This is a genomic window from Nonomuraea sp. NPDC051191 (assembly GCF_044455665.1).
GTDB lineage: Bacteria > Actinomycetota > Actinomycetes > Streptosporangiales > Streptosporangiaceae > Nonomuraea.
Genome location: NZ_JBITEZ010000006.1, coordinates 444,951 through 469,884, shown reverse-complemented (window position 1 = coordinate 469,884; position 24,934 = coordinate 444,951). Strand labels below are relative to the sequence as shown.

General features: G+C 72.9%; 19 protein-coding genes. 5 read left to right on the top strand and 14 right to left on the bottom strand.

The features are described from left to right. The 6 genes from ACIA8R_RS20115 to ACIA8R_RS20090 form a co-directional block, all read right to left on the bottom strand. Window positions 1-537 (bottom strand): carboxymuconolactone decarboxylase family protein, encoded by a 537-nt coding sequence (locus ACIA8R_RS20115; RefSeq protein ID WP_357709537.1) that lies wholly within the window; start codon window positions 535-537, stop codon window positions 1-3. Next, window positions 534-1,616, bottom strand: a complete 1,083-nt coding sequence (locus tag ACIA8R_RS20110; RefSeq protein ID WP_357709534.1) for a dihydrodipicolinate reductase — start codon at window positions 1,614-1,616, stop codon at window positions 534-536. The genes ACIA8R_RS20115 and ACIA8R_RS20110 overlap by 4 nt, the downstream gene beginning before the upstream one ends. Before the next feature lie 55 nt (window positions 1,617-1,671). Beyond that, window positions 1,672-2,010 (bottom strand): hypothetical protein, encoded by a 339-nt coding sequence (locus ACIA8R_RS20105; RefSeq protein WP_397039677.1) that lies wholly within the window; start codon window positions 2,008-2,010, stop codon window positions 1,672-1,674. 68 nt (window positions 2,011-2,078) lie between these two features. Further along, on the bottom strand, window positions 2,079-2,558 hold the full coding sequence (locus ACIA8R_RS20100; RefSeq protein ID WP_397039675.1) for a TIGR03618 family F420-dependent PPOX class oxidoreductase: 480 nt from the start codon (window positions 2,556-2,558) through the stop codon (window positions 2,079-2,081). Between the two features lie 30 nt (window positions 2,559-2,588). Further along, complete coding sequence (locus ACIA8R_RS20095; RefSeq protein WP_397039674.1) at window positions 2,589-4,028, bottom strand: MFS transporter; 1,440 nt, start codon at window positions 4,026-4,028, stop codon at window positions 2,589-2,591. A 79-nt stretch (window positions 4,029-4,107) separates the two neighbouring features. After that, window positions 4,108-4,593 carry a MarR family winged helix-turn-helix transcriptional regulator gene (locus ACIA8R_RS20090; protein ID WP_397039672.1) on the bottom strand — a complete coding sequence of 162 codons (486 nt, stop codon included), beginning with the start codon at window positions 4,591-4,593 and terminating at the stop codon, window positions 4,108-4,110. A 125-nt stretch (window positions 4,594-4,718) separates the two neighbouring features. Between ACIA8R_RS20090 and ACIA8R_RS20085 the strand changes: the two genes are divergently transcribed. Then, window positions 4,719-5,153: a peptidase inhibitor family I36 protein gene (locus ACIA8R_RS20085; protein WP_364103653.1), complete on the top strand. Its 435-nt coding sequence runs from the start codon at window positions 4,719-4,721 to the stop codon at window positions 5,151-5,153. 90 nt (window positions 5,154-5,243) lie between these two features. Here ACIA8R_RS20085 and ACIA8R_RS20080 read toward each other — a convergent pair whose 3' ends face one another. Beyond that, window positions 5,244-6,194 carry an SDR family NAD(P)-dependent oxidoreductase gene (locus ACIA8R_RS20080; RefSeq protein ID WP_397039670.1) on the bottom strand — a complete coding sequence of 317 codons (951 nt, stop codon included), beginning with the start codon at window positions 6,192-6,194 and terminating at the stop codon, window positions 5,244-5,246. A gap of 54 nt (window positions 6,195-6,248) precedes the next feature. Between ACIA8R_RS20080 and ACIA8R_RS20075 the strand changes: the two genes are divergently transcribed. Next, entirely contained in the window at window positions 6,249-6,662 is a 414-nt protein-coding gene (locus tag ACIA8R_RS20075) for a MerR family transcriptional regulator (protein ID WP_364103648.1), read from the top strand. A gap of 26 nt (window positions 6,663-6,688) precedes the next feature. Further along, window positions 6,689-7,249, top strand: coding sequence for a GNAT family N-acetyltransferase (locus ACIA8R_RS20070; protein ID WP_364103645.1), 561 nt, complete (start codon window positions 6,689-6,691; stop codon window positions 7,247-7,249). Between the two features lie 2 nt (window positions 7,250-7,251). Here ACIA8R_RS20070 and ACIA8R_RS20065 read toward each other — a convergent pair whose 3' ends face one another. The 5 genes from ACIA8R_RS20065 to ACIA8R_RS20045 form a co-directional block, all read right to left on the bottom strand. Continuing rightward, window positions 7,252-7,698 (bottom strand): MarR family transcriptional regulator, encoded by a 447-nt coding sequence (locus tag ACIA8R_RS20065; protein WP_357709507.1) that lies wholly within the window; start codon window positions 7,696-7,698, stop codon window positions 7,252-7,254. Further along, window positions 7,695-9,170: an MFS transporter gene (locus tag ACIA8R_RS20060; protein WP_357709504.1), complete on the bottom strand. Its 1,476-nt coding sequence runs from the start codon at window positions 9,168-9,170 to the stop codon at window positions 7,695-7,697. Before ACIA8R_RS20060 ends, ACIA8R_RS20065 begins: the two co-directional genes overlap by 4 nt. A gap of 97 nt (window positions 9,171-9,267) precedes the next feature. Beyond that, window positions 9,268-9,426: a hypothetical protein gene (locus tag ACIA8R_RS20055; RefSeq protein ID WP_357709501.1), complete on the bottom strand. Its 159-nt coding sequence runs from the start codon at window positions 9,424-9,426 to the stop codon at window positions 9,268-9,270. Continuing rightward, entirely contained in the window at window positions 9,423-15,509 is a 6,087-nt protein-coding gene (locus ACIA8R_RS20050; protein ID WP_397039668.1) for an RHS repeat-associated core domain-containing protein, read from the bottom strand. The genes ACIA8R_RS20055 and ACIA8R_RS20050 overlap by 4 nt, the downstream gene beginning before the upstream one ends. A 13-nt stretch (window positions 15,510-15,522) precedes the next feature. After that, entirely contained in the window at window positions 15,523-18,738 is a 3,216-nt protein-coding gene (locus ACIA8R_RS20045) for a DNRLRE domain-containing protein (RefSeq protein WP_397039666.1), read from the bottom strand. A gap of 277 nt (window positions 18,739-19,015) precedes the next feature. Between ACIA8R_RS20045 and ACIA8R_RS20040 the strand changes: the two genes are divergently transcribed. Both ACIA8R_RS20040 and ACIA8R_RS20035 read left to right on the top strand, forming a co-directional pair. After that, entirely contained in the window at window positions 19,016-21,964 is a 2,949-nt protein-coding gene (locus ACIA8R_RS20040) for an AfsR/SARP family transcriptional regulator (RefSeq protein WP_397039665.1), read from the top strand. A 281-nt stretch (window positions 21,965-22,245) separates the two neighbouring features. Beyond that, the gene (locus ACIA8R_RS20035) at window positions 22,246-22,830 is read left to right on the top strand and encodes a DinB family protein (RefSeq protein ID WP_397039663.1); all 585 of its coding nucleotides are present in this window, start codon (window positions 22,246-22,248) and stop codon (window positions 22,828-22,830) included. A gap of 558 nt (window positions 22,831-23,388) precedes the next feature. Here ACIA8R_RS20035 and ACIA8R_RS20030 read toward each other — a convergent pair. Next, a complete protein-coding gene (locus ACIA8R_RS20030; RefSeq protein WP_397039662.1) occupies window positions 23,389-24,456 on the bottom strand; it encodes a hypothetical protein in 1,068 nt (355 codons plus the stop codon). 25 nt (window positions 24,457-24,481) lie between these two features. Further along, on the bottom strand, window positions 24,482-24,931 hold the full coding sequence (locus tag ACIA8R_RS20025) for a VOC family protein (protein WP_397039660.1): 450 nt from the start codon (window positions 24,929-24,931) through the stop codon (window positions 24,482-24,484). Window positions 24,932-24,934 lie beyond the last annotated feature (3 nt).

The window sequence follows — 24,934 nt, the reverse complement described above, 5'->3', positions numbered from 1 at the left end:
TCACGGGCCCTCGCTCGGTCGGCTGGACGGAGACTCGGTCGGTCTGACGGAGGGGGACGGGCCGCCGGTCAGCATGCAGGCCGTGTCGAGGCCCAGCACGTGGTTGAGCCGGCCGAAGGCCCACCAGGAACCGATGCTCATGCTCAGTTCCACGATCTCCTTCTCGCTGTAGTGCTCGGTCATCCGGGACCAGAACTCCTCGTCGAGCCCGTGGTGGTCCAGGGCGTACCGCTCGGCGTACTCGGCGGCGAGCCGGGTGCGCGCGTCGAAGGCGCCGGTGGTCCGCCAGCCGGCGACCGCGTCGGCGAAGCCGTCCTCGACCTTGACGCCGTCGCGCTCGGTGCGCCAGTCGAGGCAGAAGACGCATCCGTTGATCTGCGCGATGCGCAGCCGGGCCGCCTCGAACTCGCGCAGGCCCAGCGTGGTGTGGGCGTAGACGGCCATGGAGAACTTCGAGGCGGCGGTGCCGATGCCGGGGACCATCTCGCCCCAGACGTAGGCGATCGGATCCTTGCCGCCGGGAACGTCGACGATCACGGGTTCTTCCTTCCGAGCCGGCCGGACGCGGGTCGCAACGGGACGTCGAGCGCGTCGTACAGACCGGGCGGGGCGGCGGCGAGCCAGTCGACGGCGTTCACCAGCCGGCCGGCCGCGGTGGCGTTCCCGCCCGCCGAGCGGTTGCCGCCCTCGTCGGTGGCCTCGATCGTGACCTCGATGCGCGGGCTGCCCTCGACGATCACCCGGTGGGCGCCGTCGCCGCCGTCCGGCGGGAGCGGCCAGTCGGGGGCGCAGGAGGGGTGGATGCGGGTGACGTGCTCGATCACGATGCGCGGCTCGCCCTCCACGACGCCCTGCACCTCGAACCGCACCGCGCCCTGGGTGCCGGCCTCGAACACGCCCATGCGGGCGGTGGTGACCGTACGGTCGAGCGGGCGCCGCTCCACGACCTCGCGGATCTCCTCCAGGGTGACGCCGAGGGCCCGCGCCATCAGCCGTACCTGGCCGCCCCACACCATCGACGGGACCGTGGGCGCGATCATCGGCGGCTCGTACTCCATCGGCTCGCCCATGCCGACCATGTACCGGACCGCGTCCGGGCGGTCGTAGCCGGAGTAGTCGAAGATCTCCTGGCAGCGGATCACGTCCACGACCGAGCCGAGGCCGCTGAGCAGCAGGGGAAGCAGGTCGTTGCCCCAGCCGGGGTCGATGCCGGAGGCGAACAGGGAGCCGCCGCCCTCCGCGACGGCGGCCAGCACCTGTTCCCGCAGCTCGGGCGGGGCGCCACGGTGGTCGTAGAGGGCGTACAGGGAGGGCGTGACGACGACGGCGCCGGCCCGGATCGCCCGTACGACGTCGGCCAGGGCGTCATCGGGACGCAGGTCGCCGGAGGCGGCGTACACGACGGCGCGCGGGCGGGCGGCCAGGACGGCGGCGACGTCGTCCGTGGCGGTGACGCCGAGGTCGCGGCCGAGACCGGCGAGCTCCCCGGCGTCGCGGCCGACCTTGCCGGGGGAGTGCACGAGGACGGCGGCGAGACTGAGGTCGGGATGGGCCTCCACGGCCCTGATGGCGGCGCGGCCGACGTTGCCGGTACCCCACACCACGGTGGACGTCATGGGCGGAGCGTAGCAAGCGCTTGGTTTGGTGTACAGGGCCCCTCGCCGGGGGCCGTCAGCCTGTGACGGCCTTGATGAAGAGGTCTCCCGTGGCGGTCTTGAGCAGCTCGGCGCAGCGGTCGCCGTTGACGTGGGCCATGGTCACCGACCAGCCGAAGCCCTTCATCCTGTTGCCCGGCGGGGTGGGGACGTGGATGACCTTGCCCGCCGACAGCACGTGCACCCGGCCGGTGGTGCCCAGGTAGCCGAGGGCGACGTCGTCGCCGCCGTCGCCGTCGAAGTCACGGGCGCTCGCCCCCGAGCAGTCGCCGCGCTCGGGCCGCACGACCGGCGGCCGGCTCGCGACCGCCACGGACGCCGGCATCACCGCCGGCGGACGGTTCGGGAACCGCATACGACGACACTCCCTTGTCGATCACGCCATCCTTCCCGTGCCGCCGGTTCCCGGCAGTCCGCCGCCGGTCAGGTGGCGGCGTCCAGGGCGATGCCGTACAGGTGGTCCACCCGGATCCTGATGACCAGGCGGCGGCCCTTGGTCATCTCCTCCAGGAAGGCGGCCTCGTCCGCCGCGTCGGGGAAGCCGCCGGCCATCTCCAGCAGCTCGCGTCCGGTCGCGTCGCCCGGCGTGAGCGACGGCTCGGAGATCTCCGCGCGCCCTTCCGCGACGGCGTACGACAGCACGCTGTCGCCCTGGAGGTGCACCGACGCCCGCGGGTCGGCGAGCAGGTGGCGCACCTTGACGCGGCCCTCGGCCGAGGAGATGCGCAGGACGCGTTCGGCGGCGTCCCAGCGCAGGGCCATCGAGGCCAGGTGCGGACGGCCGTCGCGCTTGAGCGTGGCCAGCACGCCGAAGGGCTGGCGGGCGAGGATGTGCAGGAGTTCGTCCTCGGTGAGAGGGCGGGCGCCGGGGCCCTGTCCGGGGCCGTAGGTGCGCTCGGTCATGATGATCAGTTCCGTTTCGTGAAAGGGGTGTCAGAGGGCGGCCGGCTGCTCGGTCCGGGGCGCCTCGGCGGGCGCGGCGGACCGGGGCCGGCGCAGGACGGTCAGGGCGACCACGACGGCCGCGGCGAGCAGCCCGGCCGAGGTGGCGAAGGCCAGATGGTAACCGCCGGTCAGCGCCGCGGCCTCGGCCGCCCCGCCAGCCCGCAGCTCCTGCGTACGGGAGGCCGCCAGGGTGGTCAGGACGGCCACGCCCAGCGCCATGCCGATCTGCTGGGTGGTGTTGAACACCCCGGAGGCCAGGCCGGCGTCGTCCGCGCGGGCGGCCGACATGCCGAGCGCGGTCAGCGCCGGCAGCGCCAGCCCGCCACCCGCGATCAGCACCATGACCGGCAGCAGGTCGGTGACGTAGTCGGCGTGCACCGGCACCCGTGTGAGCCAGGCCATCGCGGCCAGCAGCAGCACCAGCCCGGCCAGCAGCACGGCGGGCGTGCCGAAGCGGGCGCTCAGCCGCGCCGACACGAACAGCGACACGCCGCCGATCGCCACCGCCGCCGGGAGCATCGCCAGGCCGGTGCCGAGGGCGCCGTACCCGAGGACCTTCTGCATGTAGAGCGCGACGATGATCTGGAAGGCGAACATCGCCGACAGTGCGAGCATCTGCACGACGTTCGCCCCGGCGACGTTGCGGGAACGCAGCACGCGCAGCGGCATCAGCGGCGTGCGCGCGGTGGCCTGGCGTACGAAGAAACCGGCGAGCAGGGCCAGCGAGACCGCGCCGAACGCCAGGGTGTGCGCGGAGAGCCATCCGTGTTCCTCGACCTTGACCACGGTGTAGATGCCCAGCATCAGGCCCGAGGTGACCAGCAGCGCGCCGGCCACGTCGGCGCCCCGCGCGAGGCCGAGGCCGCGGTCGGCGGGCAGGGCGCGCAGCGCCAGTGCGATCGTCGCCAGCCCGATCGGCAGGTTGATGAAGAAGATCCAGTGCCAGCTCAGCGCGTCGGTGAGGACGCCGCCGAGCACCTGGCCGATCGACGCGCCGGCCGCGCCGGTGAAGCTGAAGACCGCGATCGCCCTGGCCCGTTCGCGCGGCTCGGTGAACAGGGTCACCAGGATGCCGAGCACGACGGCCGAGGCCATCGCGCTGCCGACGCCCTGCAGGAAGCGGGCGGCGATCAGCATGCCCTCGCTGCCCGCCGCGCCGGCCAGCAGGGACGCGCCGGTGAACACCGCGTTCCCGGCCAGGAACAACGTCCTGCGGCCCACGAGGTCGCCGAGCCGGCCGGCGAGCAGCAGCAGCCCGCCGAACGCGAGCAGGTACGCGTTGACGACCCAGCTCAGCCCGGCGGGGGAGAACCCCAGGTCGCGCTGGATGGCGGGCATGGCCACGGTGACGATGCTGCCGTCGAGGATGGTCATCAGGGCGGACGTCGACAGCACGGCCAAGGCGGTGTGCCGGGAGGTGAGGGACATGGTCGTCTCCTGTTCAAGGGGTGCAACAAGAGAGACCGTAGCAGATAGTTCTGTTGCAGACGATATGCGACGGAACTATCTAGCCGCGCGCCCTGGCCCGCCGGACCGGCTGCGGGGCCTCGACCGGGGTCTCCAGGTGGCCGGTGACCAGCCGGTTCAGGGCGCGTACCAGCACCTCCCGCTCCTGGTCGGGGATCGAGCCGAGGGCCGCGGTGTGCACGCCGTCCACGATCTCCTGGCTGCGCCGCGCCACCTGCGCGCCCTTTTCGGTCACGGCGATGATCCGGGCCCGCCGGTCGGTGCTCGACGGGCGCCGCTCGGCCAGTCCGGCCTTCTCCAGGGCGTCGACGGTCACCACCATCGTGGTCTTGTCCATGTCGCCGATCTCGGCGAGCTGGATCTGTGTGCGCTCCTCCTCCAGGGCGTGCACGAGCACGCAGTGCATGCGCGCGGTCAGCCCGAGCTCGGCCAGGGCCGCCGCCATCCGGGTGCGCAGGACGTGGCTGGTGTGGTCGAGCAGGAACGACAGGTCGTGCTCGGTGCGGGAGGGCGCCATCGAAGTCATGTCATCGAGGCTACCAAGTCATCCCGTAGCGGATTATCCGCTGAAGAACGTCCGCCCTGACGGTCTAGCGCAAGTTGATCTCACTATGTATGTTCGGACCGAAGGAAAGTTTCGTCCATGGAGGTATGGTGGGCAAGAAGTTTCACGTTCTGGCATTACCGATCGCCGTGGCCGCCCTGGCCGCAGTGGCGTCCCCCGCCCAGGCGGCGACAGGGTACGACCGCTGCCAGGAAGGCAACTACTGCCTCTTCTCCGGCCTCGACGGCACCGGGGACATCGTCCAGCTCCAGGCGAGCACGGCCAGCCTGGCCGCCCTGGGCATGGGCGATCGCGCCAAGTCCGACTGGAACCGCACCGACACGCTCATCCATCTCTACTCCGAGTCCGACTACGGCGGCTGCTCGGCCGTCACCGGCCCGCGCGGCAAGGGCAACTTCTACAGCACCTTCCGCGACTTCTTCGACTCCGTCCGCTTCGGCGGCCCCAACGGCCCCGCCTGCTCCATCGGCGGCGACGAGCTGACCATCAAGCGCGCCGCGACCGTCGACTCCCACGGCTGACCTTCGAACCCTCCGGCCGGCCCCGCCGATTCGGCGGCGGCCGGCCGTCGCCGTTCCCGGCCATCCGGCCGCCGCGGGTGAGCCGGGCGGTCAGGAGAAGGCGTCGTGGCCGGTCAGGGCGGCGGAGAGTTTCCACAGGCGGGCGGCGGAGTCGGGGTCGAGGGCCCAGGGTTTGACGCCGCCGACCAGCATGTCGTCGCCCGTCGCCGGCTCGGCGAGGTCGCAGTCCTGGCAGTAGGCGCCGCCGTGCGTCTCCAGCAGGGGTGACGTGGCCGCCCAGACCGCCGTCGCCGCGCCCTGTTCCGGGGTCTTGAAGCCGTCGGCCCGGCGTCCGCCGGAGGTGATCCAGCCCTGGGCGACCTGCTCCGCGTGGGGGATGCGGCGCTGGAGCGGGGTGAGGATGCTGCCCGGGTGCACGGCGAAGGCCCGCAGGCCGTCGGCCGCGCCGAGGGCGTCCAGATGGACGGCGAACAGGGCGTTGGCCGTCTTGGACTGCCCGTAGGCCGTCCAGTGGTCGTAGCCGTGGCGGAAGTGGAGGTCGTCCCAGCGGATGTCGGACAGGAAGTGCCCCGAGGAGGAGACCGACACCACCCGGGCCCCGGCGAGCGCCGGGCGCAGCCGGTTGACCAGGGCGAAGTGGCCGAGGTGGTTGATGGCGAGATGCGCCTCCCATCCGGGGCCGACGGGCCGGTGGGGGTAGGCCATGACGCCCGCGTTGCCGATGACGACGTCGAGGGTGCGGCCGGTCTCCAGGAACAGGTCGGCGAAGGCGCGGACGCTGCCGAGGTCGGCCAGGTCCAGCTCGCGCACCTCCGTGCGGGGGAGGTCGCGCAGCGCGTCCTTCGCCACGTCGGGACGGCGGGCGGGCACGACGACGTGCGCTCCCGCCCGTGCCAGCGCGCGGGTCGCCTCCAGGCCGAGCCCCGAGTAGCCGCCGGTGATCAGGACGTTCCTGCCGGACAGGTCGACGCCGGTCAGGACGTCGTCGGCCGTGCTGTGCGCGCCGAAACCCGAGCCGATTCTGTGGTGTGTACGTGCCATGCCCCCGACCGTAGAATCTAGAGTGCAATCTAGGTCAAGCTATGGGAAGGTGCCATGAGCAGGGACGCGGACCGCCTGTCCATCGGGGACGTCGCGCGGGTCACCGGGCTGGGCGTCCACGCGCTGCGCTTCTTCGAACGCGAGGAGCTGTTCCTGCGCCCGATCCCGCGTACCGCCGGCGGGCAGCGGGCCTACGACCGGGCCGACGTGGAGTGGCTGCTGCTGTGCAACCGGCTGCGCGAGAGCGGCATGCCGATCGCCACCCTGCGGAGGTTCGCCCATCTCGTGCGGTCGGGGCCGGGCAACGAGCCGGAGCGGCTGGCGCTGCTGGAGGAGCACGAACGGGCCGTCCGCGACCGGATAGCCGACCTGACGGCGAGCCTGGAGATCATCCACGGCAAGGTCGTCACCTACCGCCGGCACGTCCAGGACGGCACCGCGGCCGGCGTCTGGTCCCCGTCCCCGTAGTTCGCCGGCCCTAGGATCAAGGTTCCATGAGCCGCCTGCCCACGCTGTCCGCCACCGAGATCGCCGCCGGGCGTCTCCTGCTGCGCAAGGCCCGCGACGCCGACCGTGACGGTCTCGTCGAGCTGATGACCGACCCCGAGGTGCGCGAGCACCTGGGCGGCCCGCGCCCACGCGGCGACGTCGAGCGGTTCCTCGACGCCGCCGGGACCGCCGGAGCGACGGCCGCCCCGGGCGCCTACGTCATCGCGGACCTCGTCACGGACGGGCTCCTCGGGACGCTGTCGCTCGACCGCCGGGCGGCCGGCCGTCCCGGGCACGTGACCGGCGACGGCGAGGAGCTGGAGCTGTCGTACGTGCTGCGGCGCGCCGCGTGGGGGAGCGGGTTCGCGTACGAGGCCGCGTCCGCCGCGCTGAGGGCGGCGGCGGCCGAGCTGCCCGACCAGCCGGTCGTGGTCGTCACCCAGACGGCGAACGGACGCTCCTTGAGGCTGGCCGCCCGCCTGGGCTTCCGGCCCGTCGCCACCTTCGAGGAGTTCGGCGCCGAGCAGACACTCGGCGTCGCCGCCCTGTCCGGGTTCGGGGGCTGACCTCACCGCTGCCGCGCGGCCTCCTCCGGGGCGCGCAGGCGGGCCATGATGCGGTCGAGGGCGGCCAGGTCGCCGGGGTCGAGGGCCAGCAGGGAGCGCGGCGGGCGGGCCAGGATGCGCTCGGCCTCCTCGGCGGCGGCCGTCCCCGCCGGGGTCAGGGCGACGATCTTGCTGCGGCGGTCGTCGGGGGAGACGCTGCGGGTCACGTGGCCGCGCCGCTCCAGGTCGTCGACCATCAGCGTGGTGTACGGCTTGTCGGTGGACAGCTCCGCGGTCAGCTCCCGCATGGTCATCGGCCCGGCCAGCAGGCGGCGCAGCGCCTTGACCCGGAAGAAGCTCATGCCGAGCGTCTCGGCGACCTCCTTGCGGCGGTCCTCCTGCCGCAGGACGAGGTCGTACATGGCCGCCCAGACGCGGGCCACGGCCTCCTGGCCGGAGGTGTCGGTCATGACGCGTCCGCCGTTCTGTCGGGAGCGTGGGCGAGCCGTTCGGCGGTACGGGTGGCGCTGCGGCGGGCCCAGCCGGTCGTGGTCAGGATACCGAGCAGCAGGATGGCCAGCCCGCACCCGGCGACGATCCACCAGCCGACGTGGCTGGCCGAGGGGAATCCGGCGGCGAACGGGCCGGCCACCGCCGAGGTGACCAGCGAGCCGATGACCGCGACGCCGAGCGACTGGCCGATCTGGCGGCTGGTGGAGGCCACCGCCGCGGCCACGCCGGCCTGGGCGCGCGGCATGCCGGACACGGCGGTGTTGGTGATGGGCGCGTTCAGCATGCCGAACCCCACCCCGAACAGCACGTACGCGGCCATGAGCCGCCAGGTCGGCGTGTCCGCCGCCAGCCCGGTCATGATCAGGCCGCTGGCCGTCATGGTGATCCCGGCCACCAGCAGCGGGACGCGGGGCCCGGCGTTCCCGACGATCCGGCCCGACAGCGGCGCGCAGACCACGGTCAGCCCGGCCATGGGCAGCGTGTAGAGGCCGGCGTGCAGGGCGGACAGGCCCAGGACGTCCTGGAGGTAGAGGGTGTTGACGAACAGGAACCCGCCCAGCGCGGCGAAGCCGCACACCGCGATGACGGTGGCCCCCGTGAACGGCGCGCTGCGGAAGAAGCGCAAATCGATGAGCGGGTCGGTGCGGCGCAGCTCGTACGGCGCCAGGAAGGCCAGCGCCAGCGCCGCGACCGCGAAGCAGCCCAGTGTGCGCGGCGCCCCCCAGCCGGCGGCCGGCGCCTCGATGAAGCCGTACGTCAGGGTGGCCAGCAGCACGATCACCAGCGCCTGCCCGACCGGGTCCACCCGGCGCGGACGCGGCGCGCGCGACTCGGGCACGAACAGCGCGCACAGCGCGAACGCGGCCAGCCCGACGGGGATGTTGATCCAGAAGATCGACTTCCAGCCGACCGAGTCCACCAGCATGCCGCCGACCAGCGGGCCGAGCGCCATGCTGACGCCGACCACACCGCCCCACACGCCGATCGCCCGCGCCCGCTCGCGCGGCTCGGTGAAGGTGTTCGTGATGATCGACATGGCGACCGGGTTGAGCATCGACCCGCCGACGGCCTGCAGCGCCCGCGCCGCGATCAGCCAGCCGAGGCCGGGCGCCAGCGAGCACATGAGCGAGCCGAGCGTGAACAGCGCCAGCCCCGTCTGGAACGTGCGCCGGCGGCCGACCCGGTCGCCGGTCGAGCCGGCCAGCATGAGCAGGCTCGCCAGCACCACCGTGTAGGCGTCGATGATCCACTGGAGTCCGGACATGGAGGCGTTCAGGTCGCGCCGGATGGCGGGCAGCGCGATGTTCACGATCGTGTTGTCCAGCCCGACGATGAACAGGCTCATGCAGCAGATGGCCAGCACGAGCAGCCGCCGGCGGGGGCTGAGCGCGGACGTGGACAAGACGGGCGCCCTGCTGGTTATAGGCATATAACGATTATATTCGCATAACTAAACAGATGGCCGCCGCACCCCCCGAAAGGGACGCGGCGGCCATCGCCCGATCACCGAACGTGCCGCGGACGGGCTAGCCGATGAACATCGCGGCGGCCATCGTCAGCGCGATCACCGCGTACACCGACACCTCCCCGGGCAGCAGGAGGACCGCCAGCAGGTCCACCACGACCAGCATTCCGACGACCGCCCACGTACGCGGCCTGCGCAGGATCTCCGTCAGCCGGCTCATGGCTTGTGGAACTTGAACCAGTTGGTGAACGACCAGGTCGCCTTGGGTTGTGTGGCCATGTTCCGCGCCCCTCTCAGTACTTCGGTGCCCATCGGTAGTTTCACCCCCGCCTGGGCCTTGGCGAGCTCCTGGCCCGCCTTCAGGTAGCGGCCGGTGCCGCCCAGCGCCGCCCCGGTGAGCCCGGCGAAGGCCAGGCCGGTCACGCTGAACCGGTCGGAGCCCGCGTTCTGCACCGAGTAGCTCGCCATGCCGATCCCGGCCCCCAGCGCCACGCCGCACACCACGGTCACGCCGCACGCGCCCACGGCCACCGCGCCGACGACGCCGACGGCGACCGCCGCCACCGTCCGGCCCCAGCGGTCCCACCAGCCGCGCTTCTTCTTCTGCTTCTCCTTCTGCAGCGCCTCCTCGGCCTGCCTGCGCCTGGCCTGCTCCTCGGCGAGCGCGTCGGCGATGCGCTTGTTCTCGGCCATCAGCTCGGCGATGCGCTGGGCGGCGGCCGGATCGGTGTACCGCAGCATGCACGACTGGCTCGTGCACGCGCCGGGGTTGCTGGTGCCGCCGCCGCTGCGTCCGGTGCCGGCGCCGCGGCCGGAGGTCGGGCCGGGGGCGGGCGAGCTCACACTGGTGAGCTGCACCTGCGCCGGCGCCGGTGCCGGCGGCGGCTGGATGGGCCTCCCGTCGGGACGGATGCTGGCGTCCTTGCACTCCTGGCCGTCGCAGACGCGCAGGCCGGTCGGGTCGGACCAGGCGACCGGGTTGTTGCTCGCGTAGGCGTACCCGTTGATCTGCTGCGGGTCCGACAGGTCCATGACCGGGTCGGCGGAGACGAACCGGCCGGTGGCCACGTCGTACTCGCGCGCGCCCAGATGGGTCAGGCCCGTCGAGTCGTCCACGGTGCCGCCGACGAACCCCTTCTGGCTCGGCCAGGACGCCGGCGCGGCGCCCCGGGACCCGCCGTAGGGGGTGGTGGACCTGCGGCTGTAGGCCAGCGTGGTGGCGTTGACCACCAGCTCCTCGGTGTCGTGCCGGTCGCCGAGCAGGTAGTTGACCTTGCCGTCGCCGGTGCGCACCACCGTGGCCTGCGGGCCCTCGTAGTAGCGGGTGCCGCTCACCTTGCCCCCGGCCAGGGTCAGCTCCTGCCCGTCGAGGTAGAGGGTGACCGAGCCGGGGTCGCGGCGGATGAGCCGGTTGCCGTCGGCGTCGGCGACGAAGGTGCTCGTCCGGCCCGCGACCGTGGAGGAGCCGAGGTCGCCCTCCGCGTTCCAGGTCAGCGCCTGGTCGCCGAGGGCGGTGACGCGCCGCCGGGTGTTGCCGGTCGCGTCGTACTCGTAGGTGTCGGTACGGGCGCCGGGGCCGCTCGTCTCCACCTTCTGCAGGGTGTGCGGCTGCGGCCCCCCGGCCGCGGGATAGGTGTAGACGCGGGTGACGTCGCCCGCGCCGCCGTGCTGGACCTCCTTGGTGCGGTTGCCCACCACGTCGAAGGTGAAGGACTGCCAGTAGGGGGCCGGTCCGCCGACGGTCGAGGCCGACGGGGCCGCCGCGCAGTCGTCGGTGGCGGTCCACGCCTCGGTCAGCCGGCGCCGGTGGTCGTAGCCGAAGCACTGGGTGTCGGTCGAGGACCGGTCGTCCCGGTCGTCCCGGACGCTGGTGACGTCGCCCGCCGGGTTGTACGTGAACACCGCGTCGTCCATGGTCTGCGGCCCGCTCTTCTCCCGGTCGTCGACCGACCGGGCCAGGCGGCGGGTGGCGTCCTGGTACTCCAGGGTGCGCACGACCCGGGCGCCGACGTCGCCGAGCACGGTCTGCAGCACCTCGCCGTAGGGCGAGTACTGCGTGCCGCCGACGTACGTCCGGGAGCCGTTGTCGAGGGAGGCGAGCCGGCCCAGGCGGGTGTAGCCGGGCCTGACGGTCTCGGCGGGCAGCCCGCCGGCCGCCTGGTAGGAGGTCGAGGCGAGCAGTCCGCCGGTCGGCCGGTACGTGGTGCCGACGGTGTACGTCCCGGCCAGCAACCCTTCGGACGCCGGGATCGTCACCGTCGTACCGGTCTGGCGGCCCGCGGCGTCGTAGCCCTTGACCGCGTTGACGTACGCGCCGCCCTCGTCGTACCGGGTGGAGGAGGCGGGCAGGCCCTTGCCGCCGGGCAGGGTGTCGTAGACCCACTCGGCCAGCTTGGCGGCCCCCTGGGCGAGCGAGGTCTTGCGGCCCAGCTCGTCGTAGGCGTACGTGAGCGTGACGCCGCGGGCGTCGGTGGTGCCGGTGCGGCGGCCGGCGGCGTCGTAGGTCCAGCGGGTGAGGCCGATGTCCGGGTCGGACAGCGAGGTCCTGCGCCCGCGCAGGTCGTAGGTGTAGGCCCAGGTGTTGCCGGCCGGGTCGACGACCTTGGTCACCCGTCCGGCCAGGTCGTAGTCGTACTTCGTGACGTCGGCCCGGGAGTCGGCGAAGTCCGCGACGCGGCCGGGGTACTGCCGCAGCTCGGTCGTCCTGCCCCTGACGTCTGTCACGGACAGCGTGGCGGCGGCGCCCTCCGGCGGGACGGTCGCGGTGTAGTTGCCGCCGTAGGAGGTGGTGCCGCGCCACTTCTCCACGTTCAGCGACTTGAAGATCTCGGCGGTCTGCCGGCTCTGGCCGTCGTACTCGGTGACGGTCTGCGCGGGGACCACGTTGTCCGGCGCGCCGAACAGCGACGTGTCCGGCGGCGAGGCGTTCCAGTAGGTGGCGTTGGTCTTCCACGCCCGGCCGTGGGAGTCCAGGAAGGTGTCGGTGACCAGGCGGCCGCCGCCGTGGGCGTCCTCCTGGGTCTGCCGCTCGCGCAGCAGGCCGTCGTAGAGGGTGGTGGTCGCCTTGTAGGAGCCGTCGTCGAGCAGTTCCCTCTTCGTCACCGCCGTCGGCGCGGTGGTGGAGACGGCGTAGCCGAAGACGAGGTCGGCGGCGGCGCTCCGGTCGTGGCCGGGCAGCCACACCCTGACCAGCCGGCCCAGCGCGTCGTGGTCGGTGAACGTGGTGCGGCCGTTGGCGTCGGCCGACGACAGCGTCAGGCCCCGGACGCCGTCCAGGGTCGTGGTGGTGGTGAAGCCCTTGGGGTCGGTGACGGTCGTCCCCGTCGGGACGCCGGTGGCCGGGGTGTAGGCGGTGGTGGTGAGACGGCCCAGCTCGTCGGTCGTGCCGGTGGTCCGGCCGTAGGCGTCGTAGGTCGCGGTGGTGGCCACGTGGACGGGGGTGGAGCCGTCGAGGCGGTCGAGCGTCTCGGTCCGGGTGGCGTGCGCCTGGCCCGGCTTCGGCGCGGCCCCGAGGGCCTGGCCGTCGTAGAAGGTGCGGGTCTCGGAGGTCACCGCGCCGGGCGCGGCGCAGGTGCCGCCCGTGGTCCTCACTGTCGAGGGGTACGACACCAGCCAGGCGGCGGTGTCCCGGGCCGCGTAGGTGGTGGTGACGCACTCCTCGTCACCGCTGACCGCCGTGTCGCCCTGGTCGGCGGACGAGAGCACCTGACCCAGGTCGTCGTGGGTGAGGTCGGCGCGGGTGCGCCGCCAGGTCGTGCCGCCGGTCGCCGTGCTGACCAGCGTGCGGCTGCGCCTGACGGACGTGCCGGTGCGCCGGGCGGTGAGCGCCGCCCGGTCCTTCACCGCCCTGGTCGCGGTGACCGGCGACAGCCACGGCTCGGAGACGGACGCCGAGGCGAGCGTGCCGCCCTCCCCGGTGTAGGTGAGGGTCTCCAGCGTCGTCCCGGCCAGCGCCGGGTCGTCGCTCACCTGGTTGCCCTCGGAGTCGGTCACCGTGCCGCCCAGGCCGCGCAGGTAGACGGCGTCGCTCTGGCTGCGCGCGGACGCGCCGACCTTCGTGCGCACGGTCCGGTAGCCGCGGAACTGGTTGTACGTGCGGTGCTTGTCGAGGGTGAACTCGTTCTCGTCCTTCGCCCAGGCCGCGCCGTCCAGGTACTCGTAGGACGTGACGACGGACTCCGAGCCGGAGCCGGCGACCTTGTCGTCCTCGACCACCTGGGTCACCACGTACTTGTGGAACCAGTCCTTGACCGGCTCGGCGTAGCCCTCCGGCGTCCACCACGACGGGTAGCACCGCCGGGTGTTGGACGTCGGGTCCGGGGTGGCGCCGGCGACGCAGTCCTTGGCCGAGTAGGCGACCAGGGTGTCGGCCCCGGTGTCGGTGCCGATCCGGGTGATCCGGTACTTGTACAGCGGCGGACGTCCCTCGTCGGAGTCCACCCGGTTCTCCATGAGCGTGCCGGCGAACGTGGTCGCGGGCAGCGTGATCGCGTCCCCCGCCGCGGACCCGGTGCGGACGATCTTCGCCAGCCACAGCCCCGCCGCGGTGTTGTCACCGGTGCCGGGGAAGTCCTGCGTCAGCGCCCAGGAGTCGACGACCCGGCCGCCCACCTGTGTGCTGATGGACGTCAGCCGCTTGCGCGTCCAGAACGTCGGCCCGGCCGTCGCGCACTTGGCGCCGCGCGCGCAGTTCTGGTCGACCGGCGTGTCCGGCCAGTTGGCGGCGTGCGCCGCGTCGAAGGCGTCGCAGCCGGACAGGCAGCGCTCGGCCACGCCGAAGCTCACCCTGGCCGCGGGCGCGGCGTAGACGTCCGAGGCGCGCAGGCCGTACTCGATGCGGTTGAGGTGGCCGGCGCGGACGTAGTCGGCGTTCGCGGTGGGGGAGCCGGACCTGGCGTAGGAGTTGGTCTGCCGGTCGTAGTAGTAGGCCATGGCGTTGCCGTGCGGGTCCACCACGTAGTCGAGCTGCCAGCGCCAGCCCTGCGCGCAGGAGGAGTCGGCGAAGGCGGCCGCGTGGCACGGCTCGCCGGCGTGGTTGCCGAAGACCGGCACGGTGTAGGCCGACCCGGTCTCCGGCCTGCCGGAGGTCCAGCCGGGCAGCCGGTTGCGGCCGAACCAGTACTGCGTGCCGTCGGGCTTGGTGACGCGCCAGTACTCGTTGTCGTCGTCGCCGTTGGCGGTGTCGGCGGCGGTGCCGTTGAGGTGCTCGACCCTGGAGCCGTCGTCGTGGGCCGGGCGCCAGGCGCCCGAGGCGTCGTCGCGGACCAGCGAGGTGGTGGTGCCGTTCAGCGACAGGGTGGCGTTGTCGGACTTCCAGCACAGGTCGCCGGTCTTGGTGCTGTTGTTGGCGCCGTCGCCCTGGTCGTCGGCGCAGCCCTGGTAGGTGCGCTCGATGAAGCCGGGCTCGTACTCCCAGCCCTCGCCCAGCCAGGACGGCTGGTTGTTGGTCGCGGCGACCCGGCCGTCGACGGCGGAGGAGGAGTAGGAGAGCTCGACGGGCGGGGTGAGCCCGCCGGGCACCTGCGGCACCTCGATGCCGTAGGTGTAGCCGAAGCCGCCGGAGTTGCCGCCGTCCGACCACTGGCCCGACGGCGCGAGCGAGGTGGCGGCGTAGGTGCCGCCCGCGCCCTTCGGCGCGGCGACCGCCGCCAGCACCGCCCCGCCGGGATCGGGCACGTCGGCGGTGAGCGTCCCCGCCTGCGTGTCGTTGACCGCCGCGACGGCGGTCCTGGTGCGGCACTGCGGCAGGTCGGGGGTGGTCAGCGCGCAGCCGGGCAGCGCGACCAGGGACAGGCGCGAGGCCCAGTCACCGCCGAAAGCGCCCTTGACGGCCGCGTACCCCACCTTGACCGACAGCGCGCCCGGCGTGTCGGGCCGGACGGCCAGCAGCAGGCCCTCCACCCCCGCCCGGGCGGCGTCCTCGCGGGTGGACAGCTCGACCTCGGCGCCGCCCGGCCCGTCGGCGGCCGACGCGGCCACGGTGACCGGCAGGCCGCCCGCCCGGACGCCCTTCCAGCCCGGCGAGCCCGTGCCCGCCCGCGCCTCCTGACGCCCGGCGGCGCGCAGGTCCACCTTCACCCGGCCCGCCGCGGGCCAGGCCACGGCGGCCGGGGCCCGCCACGTGCGGGTCTGGGAGTCGGCCGGCGCCGCCGGGGCGTCCCGGCCCACCTTGCCGCCGGTGACGGAGTGCTCCTTCTGCACCGGACGGATCTTGAATGCCGGCCGGGCGGCCAGCGCCGGAGACGGGTGCAACATCCCCACCGCCAGCGCGGCCACGACGGCCAGGACTGTCGTTCGCATCATCGTGAGGCCCCGTTCAGGAGATTCCGGTGATCCAGCCGGTCCAGCCCGGCCCGCCGACGTTGATCGCCGGCTCCCTGCCTGCGGGCGAGCCGGGATAGAGGTACAAACCATCTGAGAGCGCCGCCGTCTGCGCGGCCACCCAGAAGTCGGGCCCCTCCTTGCCGGGGGCCGGCTGGAAGGTCCTGACCCCCTCGACGTCCACGACCTTGCCCTGGAGGTCGCCGGGCGCGGCGATCCACGGGTGGCTGCCGGCCGGCCACGGCTCGGCGCCGTAGGGGCGCGGCGCGCCGAGCACGTACGTGCCGGAGTCGTCGAACGAGCCCGGGTAGAGGGTCACCGCGCCGCTGTCACGCCGGCGCAGCACGAGGTCGGCCGCGTTGTCCGGGTCGGGCGCGCCGTCGCCGTCGGCGTCGGGGAGCACGTCGCCGGGCACGAAGGCGTCGTAGCCGTCCAGGCCGAGCGGGGCCGAGCCGGCCGCCCCGGACGGGACGTCGAGGACGCGCGGCGCGGCCAGCTCCCCGTTGCCCGCCAGGGCGAGCATCCCGGACGCGGTGCCGGTGTAGAGGTCGAGCCTGCCGCCCTCGACCACGATCAGGTCGGCGCCCGGACGCCCGTCGAGGTTGCCCGGCGCGATGATCCGGGTGGCCGCCGACCAGTCGCCGCCGCCGGGGTGCCGCAGCTCCCGCCTGCCCTCGAAGTTCGGCCAGCCGGTGCCCTCGTTGGGGTACAGCGACAGCTTGCCCGACGCCGAGCGGACGAAGATGTCCTCGTAGCCGTCCTTGCCCATGCCGTCCTCGGGGCCGACGAAGTCGCCGCGGTGGGCCAGCAGCGCGCCGCCGAAGCCGGAGGCGCCCACGTCGGTGCCGCCGTCGGTGGTGCCGTCGCCGCGGCCGGCGTACAGGCGCAGCGTGCCGCTGTTGTTGGTGGCCAGGATGTCCGGCCTGCCGTCGCCGGTCAGGTCGCCGTCGCGGTCGCCGGACACCGTCCCGTCGGGGTCGGCCACGAACACCGGCGGCGCCGTGACGATCAGCGTGGTGTTGGTCGCGGCCTGCGAGGGCGACCCGTCGTACGGCGAGACGTTGCCCGCCACGTCGATGGCCGCGACGTGCAGTCGGTTGTTGGGCCAGCGGTGCGGATAGATCTCGACGGTCGCCGAGCCGTCGGGACCGGCCTTGACCCAGGTGCCGGCCGCGCACCTGCCGCCGCCGACCGACAGCGGGCGGTTGAGCCGGTAGCAGAAGCCGTCCAGGTTGGCGTCGCTGGAGGTCAGCGTGACCTTGCGGGTGTAGCGGGCCGGCACCTCGCCCACGTCGATGCGGCGGCCGTCGGCGGAGGTGACGACCGGCTTGGTCGGGGCGGTCCTGTCCACCTTGAACGGGCAGGAGTTGGTGGACCAGTCGCCGTCGACGCCGTCGGAGACGCTGGCGTACCACCAGTAGTGGCCGCCGTCCTGGAGCTGGTCGGCGGGCACGGTCACGGTCGCGGTCGACCCGCTGGCCACCGTGCGGGTGTCCGACCGCACGGCCGGGCCGTCGTGGAACCAGAGGCCGAAGGCCACGTCGAGGTTGCCGCCGTCCGGGTCGCTGCCGGTGGCCGTCAGCGTGACGTCGGTGTTGCCGACCACCTCCCAGGTGGGGTTCGTGGCGCTGCACGGGATCGGCCGGTCGGAGGAGTTGTTGTTCCACGGCCCTTGGAAGGCGGTCTTGGAGACCAGGCGCGGGGCGCGGTTGTAGGTGACCTGGAGCACCGGGTTGGTGCCGTCCACCCTGAACTTCTTCCACCCGTAGGTGTCGCTCTCGTTGGCGGCGCGCAGCCCGAAGGTGATGTTGCTCTGGCCGTTGTCGGCCGCCTCCTGCACCGCGCCGGCGACCGCGCCGTCGGCGAAGTCCTCGCCCGCAGACCCGCACGAGCCCCAGCCGTGGGCGAAGGACTTGGTCTGCAGGGTGCGGATCCAGCCGGGCTGGTTGTTCCAGGTGACCCAGTTGCCGATGCCGCCGGTCCAGCCCAGGTCCACCGGGCGGGCCGAGCAGCTCCAGGAGGAGACGTTGAAGACGTTGAAGGTGGCCGCGATGATGCGGGCCCCCTGCAGACCGTTGATGTTCATCTCGAAGTAGGCGCGGGCGGTCAGGCCGGTGTCGTTCTCGTGGCCGACCCGGGCCACCGGCGGGTTCTCGCTGCCCACCTTGTTGCCGCCGTCGTAGTAGACGGTGTTGGCGACGCCGGAGTTGCTCGCCTTCTTGACCGCGTTGGCCCAGTGGTTCTTGTAACCGCCGTTGAAGATCGGGTCGATGACCACCGGGTAGACGGTGGCCGGGTCGTCCAGCAGGGCCTGGTCGGGCACGATCCGCAGCGTGCCGCCGCCCGCGCCGGGCTCCACGGTGGCCTTCATCGGCGCGTTGCGGACCGGGCCGTCCTCGTGCGGCTCGGCGGCGGCCAGGCCCTGCGCGGCGGCCCGTTGGGAGGCACTGTGGGAGGAGTCCCACATGCGCGGCACCGGGGCGGAGAAGACCGGCGTGCCGCCGCCGTCGGCGGCGATGATCCCGCCCTCGGCGGTCGCGCCCACGTTCAGGCCGTCGCCGCGCACGCCCAGCCGCAGGGTACGCACCCGGGGGTCGGCCGCGGCGGCCCGGTCCTTGACGATCAGGTGGTGCACGAAGTTGTCGGGCTCGGCGATGATCTTGAGATCGACGCCGGGCAGGACGTCGGCGTAGGTGGCGGTGTCGCCGTCCAGGACGGGGACGGGCAGCCGGGACGGCCAGGTCAGCGTCAGCTTCCTGCCGTCCTTGACCAGGGTGGCCAGCGGGCCCGAGCCGCCGCCGGAGAACGTCATCGGGAAGGTCGTGGCCCGGGGGGAGACGGTGCCGTCGGGGTTGCGGCGCAGGGTGTCGTCCACCGGGCGCCAGGCGCCGTCGATCCTGGCCCGCACCGGGCGCAGGTGTTCGCGCAGGGTCAGGGTGCCGTCCGGGTTCGCCAGCAGCTCGCCGGTCTCGGTGCGGGCGGCGTCCACCTCGACCGGCTTTCCTGACGTGCCGGCCTTGGCCAGCGCCGCCGCCTCGGGGGAGGGCGCGGAGGCCGGGGTGGGGGTGGGCGTGCTCTCGGCCAGCGCCGCGGGGGCCGGCGCCGCCAGCGGAGCCATCAGCAGCGCCGAGGCCAGGACGAGCGTCCCGGCCCGGCGCCTGGACGGCGGGGGCCCGCCGGTCCGTGCGACGGCCCTCAGCTTGTCGATCACTAGTGGTTCCTTTCAGCGGGGTGGACACGCGCCCCGAGGGCACGGGTGAACCGTCGTGGGGAGTCGCGGGCGGGGTTCGTCACATGGCTCGGCCGCGCCGGACGGGGTTCGGGTCCGGCGCGGCCGTCGTCAATTGGCCGCAGGTTCACGGCATGGTCACGCGCATCACGCTAGGACGGCCGATCCTTGATCCACCCTCGTCGGATCCTCGCCGCGTCCTCGCTGCCGGACAGCCGCGATCTCTAAGCTGACGGGGCCCGGGACAAGGGGGAACACGATGGCCACGACCTGGTTCGGCCTGCTGGGACCGATGGACGTCAGGGTGGCCGGACGCCCCCTGGCGCTGCACGGGCCGCGGCAGGAGAGGACGCTCGCCGCGCTGCTGCTCGACGCCGACCGGGTCGTCACCGTCGACCAGCTCGTGGACGTCGTGTGGGAGGAACCGCCCGCCTCCGCCCGGCGGCAGATCCAGGACCTGGTGACGCGGCTGCGCCGGACCCTGGCCGACGCCGGCGCCGCCCCCGGCCTGATCACCACCCAGCGCGCCGGGTACCTGTTACGTCCCGGCGAGCGCGGCCTGGACGCCCGCACCTTCGAGAGCCTGACCGCGGCGGCCCGGCAGACCGCGCGCGCCGACACGGCGGCGGCCGTCGCCGGATACCGGGAGGCGTTGTCGCTGTGGCGCGGCCCCTTCCTGGCCGGCGTACGCGGCCGGGCCTTCGAGGGCGCGGCCAGGATCTGGCAGGAACGCCGGCTCGCCGCCGTGGAGGAATGCCTGACGCTGGAGCTGTCGCTGGGCCGCCACCACGAAGTCATCGCCGAGGCCCTGGAGCTGGTGGAGCGGCATCCCTTCCGGGAGTCCCTGGTCGAGCTGCTGATGAGGGCGCTGCACGGCGCGGGCAGGCTGGCCGACGCCCTCGACGCCTACCGCGCCCTGCAGCAACGCCTGGCCGACGAGCTGGGGCTCGACCCCGGCGCCGACCTGCGGCGTCTGCACGACCTGCTGCTGCGTTCCCAGACCGAGGCCGTGCCTCCCGTGCCTCCCGTGCCCCCCGTGCCCGCCGCGCAGGTGTCCGGGTACGTCGCGGCGATGCTGCCCCCCGGCGTGTACGGCTTCGCCGGCCGCGCCGCCGAACTCGCCCGCCTGGACTCCCTGCTCGCCGCGGCGGGTGAGCAGCCGGACGCCGTGGTCATCGCCGCCGTGACGGGCACCGCGGGCGTGGGCAAGACCGCGCTCGCCGTCCACTGGGCCCACCGCGTACGCGACCGGTTCCCCGACGGCCAGCTCTACGTGAACCTGCGCGGCTACGACCAGAGCGGCCGGCCGACGACGCCGGTCGAGGCCATGCGCGTCTTCGCCGACGCCCTGGGAGCGCCGGCGAACCGCGTCCCGTCCACCCCGGAGGCGTGGACGGGGCTCTACCGCAGCCTGCTGGCCGGGCGCCGGATGCTGATCGTGCTGGACAACGCCCGCGACGCCGACCAGGTACGGCCGCTGCTGCCCGGCGCGCCCGGCTGCCTGGTGCTGGTGACCAGCCGCGACCAGCTCCCCGGCCTGATCGCCGCCGAGGGCGCCCACCCGCTCCGCCTCGACCTGCTGTCCGTGCCCGAGGCGCGGGAGCTGCTGAGCCGTCGGCTGGGCGGCGAACGGGTGGCCGCCGAACCCGGCGCCACGGCCGAGATCATCGACCGGTGCGCGCGGCTGCCGCTGGCGCTGGCCGTCATCGCGGCCCGCGCGGCCGGCCACCCCGGCTTCCCGCTGTCGGCCATCGCCGGGGAGCTGCCGGTCGTCCACGACAACCTGGACGCCTTCGACGCCGACGGCCCCGGCACGCAGGTCCGCCTCGTCCTCTCGTGGTCCCACCAGGGGCTCGGCGCCGAGGCCGGGCGGCTGTTCCGGCTGCTCGGCCTGCATCCGGGGCCCGACCTCGGCCTGCCCGCCGCGGCCCGGCTCGCGGGCCTGCCGGTCGCGCGGACGCGTCCGCTGCTGGCCGAGCTGTGCCGCGCCCACCTCCTCAGCCAGCACGCCCCCGGCCGCTACAGCTTCCACGACCTGCTGCGCGCCCACGCCGTCGAGCTGGTCCAGGCGCTCACCCCCGAGGCCGAACGCCGGGCCGCCACGCGCCGGCTCCTCGACCACTACCTGCACGCCGCCCACGCCGCGGCGATCCTCCTGAACCCCCACCGCGACCCGATCCCCCTCATCCCCGCCGAGCCCGACCCCAGGCGGTCGGCTCTTCCCGAAGGGCGGTCGGTTCTTCCGGACGGGCGGTCGGCTCTTCCCGAAGGGCGGTCGGTTCTTCCGGACGGGCGGTCGGCTCTTCCGGAAGGGGGGTCGGTTCTTCCGGAAGGGGGGTCGGTTCTTCCGGAAGGGGGGCCGGTGGACCGGGAGGCGGCGTCGGCCTGGTTCGCGGCCGAGTGCGCCGTGCTCGTCGCCGCGGTCAACCTGGCCGCCGCCCAGGGGTTCGACACCCACGCCTGGCAGCTCGCCTGGACCCTGGCCGACTTCCTCGACCGGCGCGGCATGCGGCACGAGCACCTGGCCGTCCAGACCGCCGCGCTGGCCGCCGCGCGGCGCGGCGGCGACCGGTCCGGGCAGGCGTGCGTCCACGGCAACCTCGGCTGGGCCAACACCGCGATCGACCGCTTCAAGGACGCCCGTACCCATTTCCTGCTCGCGCTCGACCTGTACGGCGAGCTCGGCGACCCCACGGGCCAGGCCCGCGTCCACGGCAACCTGTCCACGATGTACAGCTGGAAGGGCCACCACCGGGACGCCCTCGACCACGCCACCCGGGCCCTCACCCTGTACCGCGCGGCCGGCCACCCGACCGGCCAGGCCCGCGCGCTCAACGCGGCCGGCTGGTTCCACGCCCAGCTCGGCGACCAGGAACAGGCGCTCGACCACTGCCGTCAGGCGCTCGACCTGCACCGGCGGCTGGGCGACGTCCTGGGCCAGGCCAACGCGTGCGACAGCCTCGGCTACGCCTGCCACCGCCTGGCCCGCCACGAGGAGGCCGTCTCCTGGTACGAGCGCGCGGTCGAGCTGTTCCACGAGGCCGGCAACCGCTACCACCAGGCCGACACGCTCACCCGCCTCGGCGACACCCTGCACGCAGCCGCCCTCCCGGACGCCGCCGCCGACAAGTGGCGCCGGGCCCTCACCCTCCTGGAAGACCTCGACCACCCCTCCGCCGCGGACGTCAGAACCCGCCTGACCCGCTGACCCACCCCGAACGGCGGTGTCTGGAGGCAGCGAAGAGCACTGTCAGTTCGGTGGACATCGAGGCATCAGCGTTTGCGTCATCGAAGGTGACAGTACGAAGCCGAAGATCAACTGCCGCCCGATGTATGACTGAGCGCTTCAGCCGGCCAGTTCGCGCGTGAGACGGCCACTCGGTGCTTCGACGCGTGTCTGCGGTGTGGCCGTGAGCGATGGTCGGCGGAGCCGACGCCAGGCAGCTCGCAACCTGAGCCCACCGGCGCAGCCTGACAGAATCGTGACCCATGATCGACGCATTCGCGAAGGACAATCTGCACGGGAGACTGCGGCGGGACCGCAAGGCGCTGCTCTGGAAACTCGACGGCTTGTCCGAATACGACGCCCGCCGACCTCTGACAGCGACCGGGACCAACCTCCTCGGTCTGGTCAAACACGTGGCCACCGTCGAGGCCAGGTACTTCGGCGAGGTCTTCGACCGCCCTTCCCCGGAACCGCTGCCCCGCTGGCAGGACTCCGACGGCAGCGATCTGTGGGCGACCGAGGACGAGACCCGCGATCAGATCGTCGGGTTCTACCGGCGCACGTGGGAACACTCGGACGCGACGATCAACGAGCTTCCCCTCGACGCCCCCGGCCACGTGCCGTGGTGGCCGGAGCCTTGTCCCAACACGAACCTGTTCGCCGTCCTGGTCCATGTACTCGGCGAGTCCAACCGGCATGCCGGGCACGCCGATATCCTGCGCGAGGGCCTCGACGGCCGGACCGGGGTGCGCCCCGAACACGAGAAGCAGATCGACGCGGAAGCCCGTGCGGCCTACTGCGCGAAGATCGAACTGGCCGCCGCGGCGGCCGCACCCATCAAGGCTTGACCACGATCGCGCCGCTGTGGCCCCGTCAAGGGTGGGGGCCACGGTTCACCTCCGCCCCCACCAGCAGGATCACTCAAACGCCGAAACTCTTATTCCGCCCACTATCGTTCACGGCCCATGCGATCAGGAGCATGCTCGGTGTCAGCGCAGTGCCGTCGCGAAGACAAGGCGGTTGGCACTGGTGTAGCCGTGTTCGCGTTCGGACCATGCGATGCGGGAGGTGATCTGTTCGGGACCGGCCAGGTGGCTGGAGTCGGTCAGGCGTTCTGCCCACCAGCGGGCGTTGCGGGTGTCTGGAAGCAGCGAAGATGACAGTAGGGCCTGCGTTTGACCTGGGCACTGTCAGTTAGATGGATATCGGAATACCCGCGTCTATGGCATCGAAGTTGACAGTATGGAGCCGAAGATCAACTGCTTTGCCCGTGACCTCCGACAGGAGTGCGTACTTGCGGCCGGCGGACTTGGCGGTCGCGGGTTCGGCCGCGTGCGCCGGGGGGTGGGAGAGAAAAAAGGTCAGGAGTAAGGCAAGGAGCACCGAGATAGAGCGGGCTTTCGTCCTCAGCTACCATTCAGCGGTCGTGGTGGCGCCGACCCGACGATCTTCCGCCGGGGCTGCGGTCGCCGGATATGCCGTCCGAGAACCGACAGCAGAACGACCTCCAGGCAGATGGTGATCAGCCCGATGACGGCACTGGTGGCCGAGGCGGGCATCATGAACGCCGTGTGGGAGACGAGGATGCCTCCGATCAGCCAGAGGCGATGGCGGTCGGCCCAGTCGCCCGACCGCCGCCAGCGCAGGACCAGCCAGCCGAACGGGATCGCGGTCATCGCCCCGGCGAACAGTCGAAGTGGCGGCGACATCATGTCGCCGAACAGCAGGTCCTGTCCGAGACCGAGCGGCAGCAGCGTGGTCAGGAAGGCCATCGTCAGATACCCCGCGACGATGCCGACCACGACGGGCCGTGGGGCCCGCCGGTCGCTCCGGACCCGGTCCGGCGACCGGCGCCGGGGCAGCACGCGCAGGGCCGGCCAGGCCAGCAGCGCGATCATCAGCAGGTAGGCGACGGTCCATCCCCACGGGGTCTGATTGCCGGGGTCCTCGGTGGCCGAGATGACGACTCTCAGCCCGAGCACACCGGCTACGGCCAAGGCGCCGGTGACGATGAACCCGCCGGTGCGCAGATAGCTCTGATCGCGCAGGCGCGGGAAGAGCAGGTTGGTGATCGCGACGGGCAGGAGCACGCTGAGCACGACGTGGACGCCGATCTGTGACTCCCAATAGGTCCAGTTGATGCCGAGGGCGCGCAGGCCCCAGTCGGCGGCGCCGTACATGTGCGGGCTGGTCAGGGCCTGCAGACCGAGTCCGTCCTCGGCTACCTGATAGGCCAGGCCGAGCACCACCAGGCTGGTCCATCCGCCGCCGGCCCGCGCGACCGCCTCGCGGACGAGCAGGACACCGGCGCCGTACATCACCAGCAACAGCGGCAGGAGCAGCCAGATGAACGGGACGGCGACCGCTGAGAACGTCAGCTGCGCGCAGAGCGTCGTCAGCAGCGCCAAGGTCCACGCGGCACGCTCCCGGCCGCGGCCGGGCCGGGAGCGGCCCGGCCGGATGTCCGTGCGCATCGCTTGCTCTGCCCGTACGCGCTGATCACCGATCACGGGCGTCGGCCAGTGCCTGAATGTCGATCTTGGTCATGGCGTGCAGGGCGGTGAGGACGCGTTCGGCGGCCTCCGGTTCGGCGCCTTGGAGGAGCTCCCGCAGGGCCGTGGGCATGACCTGCCAGGTCACCCCGAAACGATCGACCAGGGAGCCACCCGGCCCCTCTTCGCCGCCATCGGTGAGGCCCGCCCAGAGGGTGTCCACCTCCTCCTGGCCGTCGCACTCCACGTACATCGACAAGCCCCTGGTGAAGGGATACCGGGACCCACCGTTGTGAGCGATGTAACGCTGACCGGCCATGTGGAAGACGACGGTCATGACGCGACCGTCCGCGGTGCGCTCGATGTCGATGATCCCGGAATCGGCGAACAGTGCGCTGTAGGAGGTGGCCGCGGCTTCGGCTTGGCCGTCGAACCACAGGAAGGTGCTGACGCGCATGGT

Excerpts from the sequence above, each read along its gene's own strand:
- ACIA8R_RS20110 (WP_357709534.1), bottom strand. The coding sequence starts at position 1,616 with ATGACGTCCACCGTGGTGTGGGGTACCGGCAACGTCGGCCGCGCCGCC.
- ACIA8R_RS20105 (WP_397039677.1), bottom strand. The coding sequence starts at position 2,010 with ATGCGGTTCCCGAACCGTCCGCCGGCGGTGATGCCGGCGTCCGTGGCG.
- ACIA8R_RS20100 (WP_397039675.1), bottom strand. The coding sequence starts at position 2,558 with ATGACCGAGCGCACCTACGGCCCCGGACAGGGCCCCGGCGCCCGCCCT.
- ACIA8R_RS20095 (WP_397039674.1), bottom strand. The coding sequence starts at position 4,028 with ATGTCCCTCACCTCCCGGCACACCGCCTTGGCCGTGCTGTCGACGTCC.
- ACIA8R_RS20090 (WP_397039672.1), bottom strand. The coding sequence starts at position 4,593 with ATGACTTCGATGGCGCCCTCCCGCACCGAGCACGACCTGTCGTTCCTG.
- ACIA8R_RS20085 (WP_364103653.1), top strand. The coding sequence starts at position 4,719 with ATGGTGGGCAAGAAGTTTCACGTTCTGGCATTACCGATCGCCGTGGCC.
- ACIA8R_RS20080 (WP_397039670.1), bottom strand. The coding sequence starts at position 6,194 with ATGGCACGTACACACCACAGAATCGGCTCGGGTTTCGGCGCGCACAGC.
- ACIA8R_RS20075 (WP_364103648.1), top strand. The coding sequence starts at position 6,249 with ATGAGCAGGGACGCGGACCGCCTGTCCATCGGGGACGTCGCGCGGGTC.
- ACIA8R_RS20070 (WP_364103645.1), top strand. The coding sequence starts at position 6,689 with ATGAGCCGCCTGCCCACGCTGTCCGCCACCGAGATCGCCGCCGGGCGT.
- ACIA8R_RS20065 (WP_357709507.1), bottom strand. The coding sequence starts at position 7,698 with ATGACCGACACCTCCGGCCAGGAGGCCGTGGCCCGCGTCTGGGCGGCC.
- ACIA8R_RS20060 (WP_357709504.1), bottom strand. The coding sequence starts at position 9,170 with ATGCCTATAACCAGCAGGGCGCCCGTCTTGTCCACGTCCGCGCTCAGC.
- ACIA8R_RS20055 (WP_357709501.1), bottom strand. The coding sequence starts at position 9,426 with ATGAGCCGGCTGACGGAGATCCTGCGCAGGCCGCGTACGTGGGCGGTC.
- ACIA8R_RS20050 (WP_397039668.1), bottom strand. The coding sequence starts at position 15,509 with ATGATGCGAACGACAGTCCTGGCCGTCGTGGCCGCGCTGGCGGTGGGG.
- ACIA8R_RS20040 (WP_397039665.1), top strand. The coding sequence starts at position 19,016 with ATGGCCACGACCTGGTTCGGCCTGCTGGGACCGATGGACGTCAGGGTG.
- ACIA8R_RS20035 (WP_397039663.1), top strand. The coding sequence starts at position 22,246 with ATGATCGACGCATTCGCGAAGGACAATCTGCACGGGAGACTGCGGCGG.
- ACIA8R_RS20030 (WP_397039662.1), bottom strand. The coding sequence starts at position 24,456 with ATGCGCACGGACATCCGGCCGGGCCGCTCCCGGCCCGGCCGCGGCCGG.
- ACIA8R_RS20025 (WP_397039660.1), bottom strand. The coding sequence starts at position 24,931 with ATGCGCGTCAGCACCTTCCTGTGGTTCGACGGCCAAGCCGAAGCCGCG.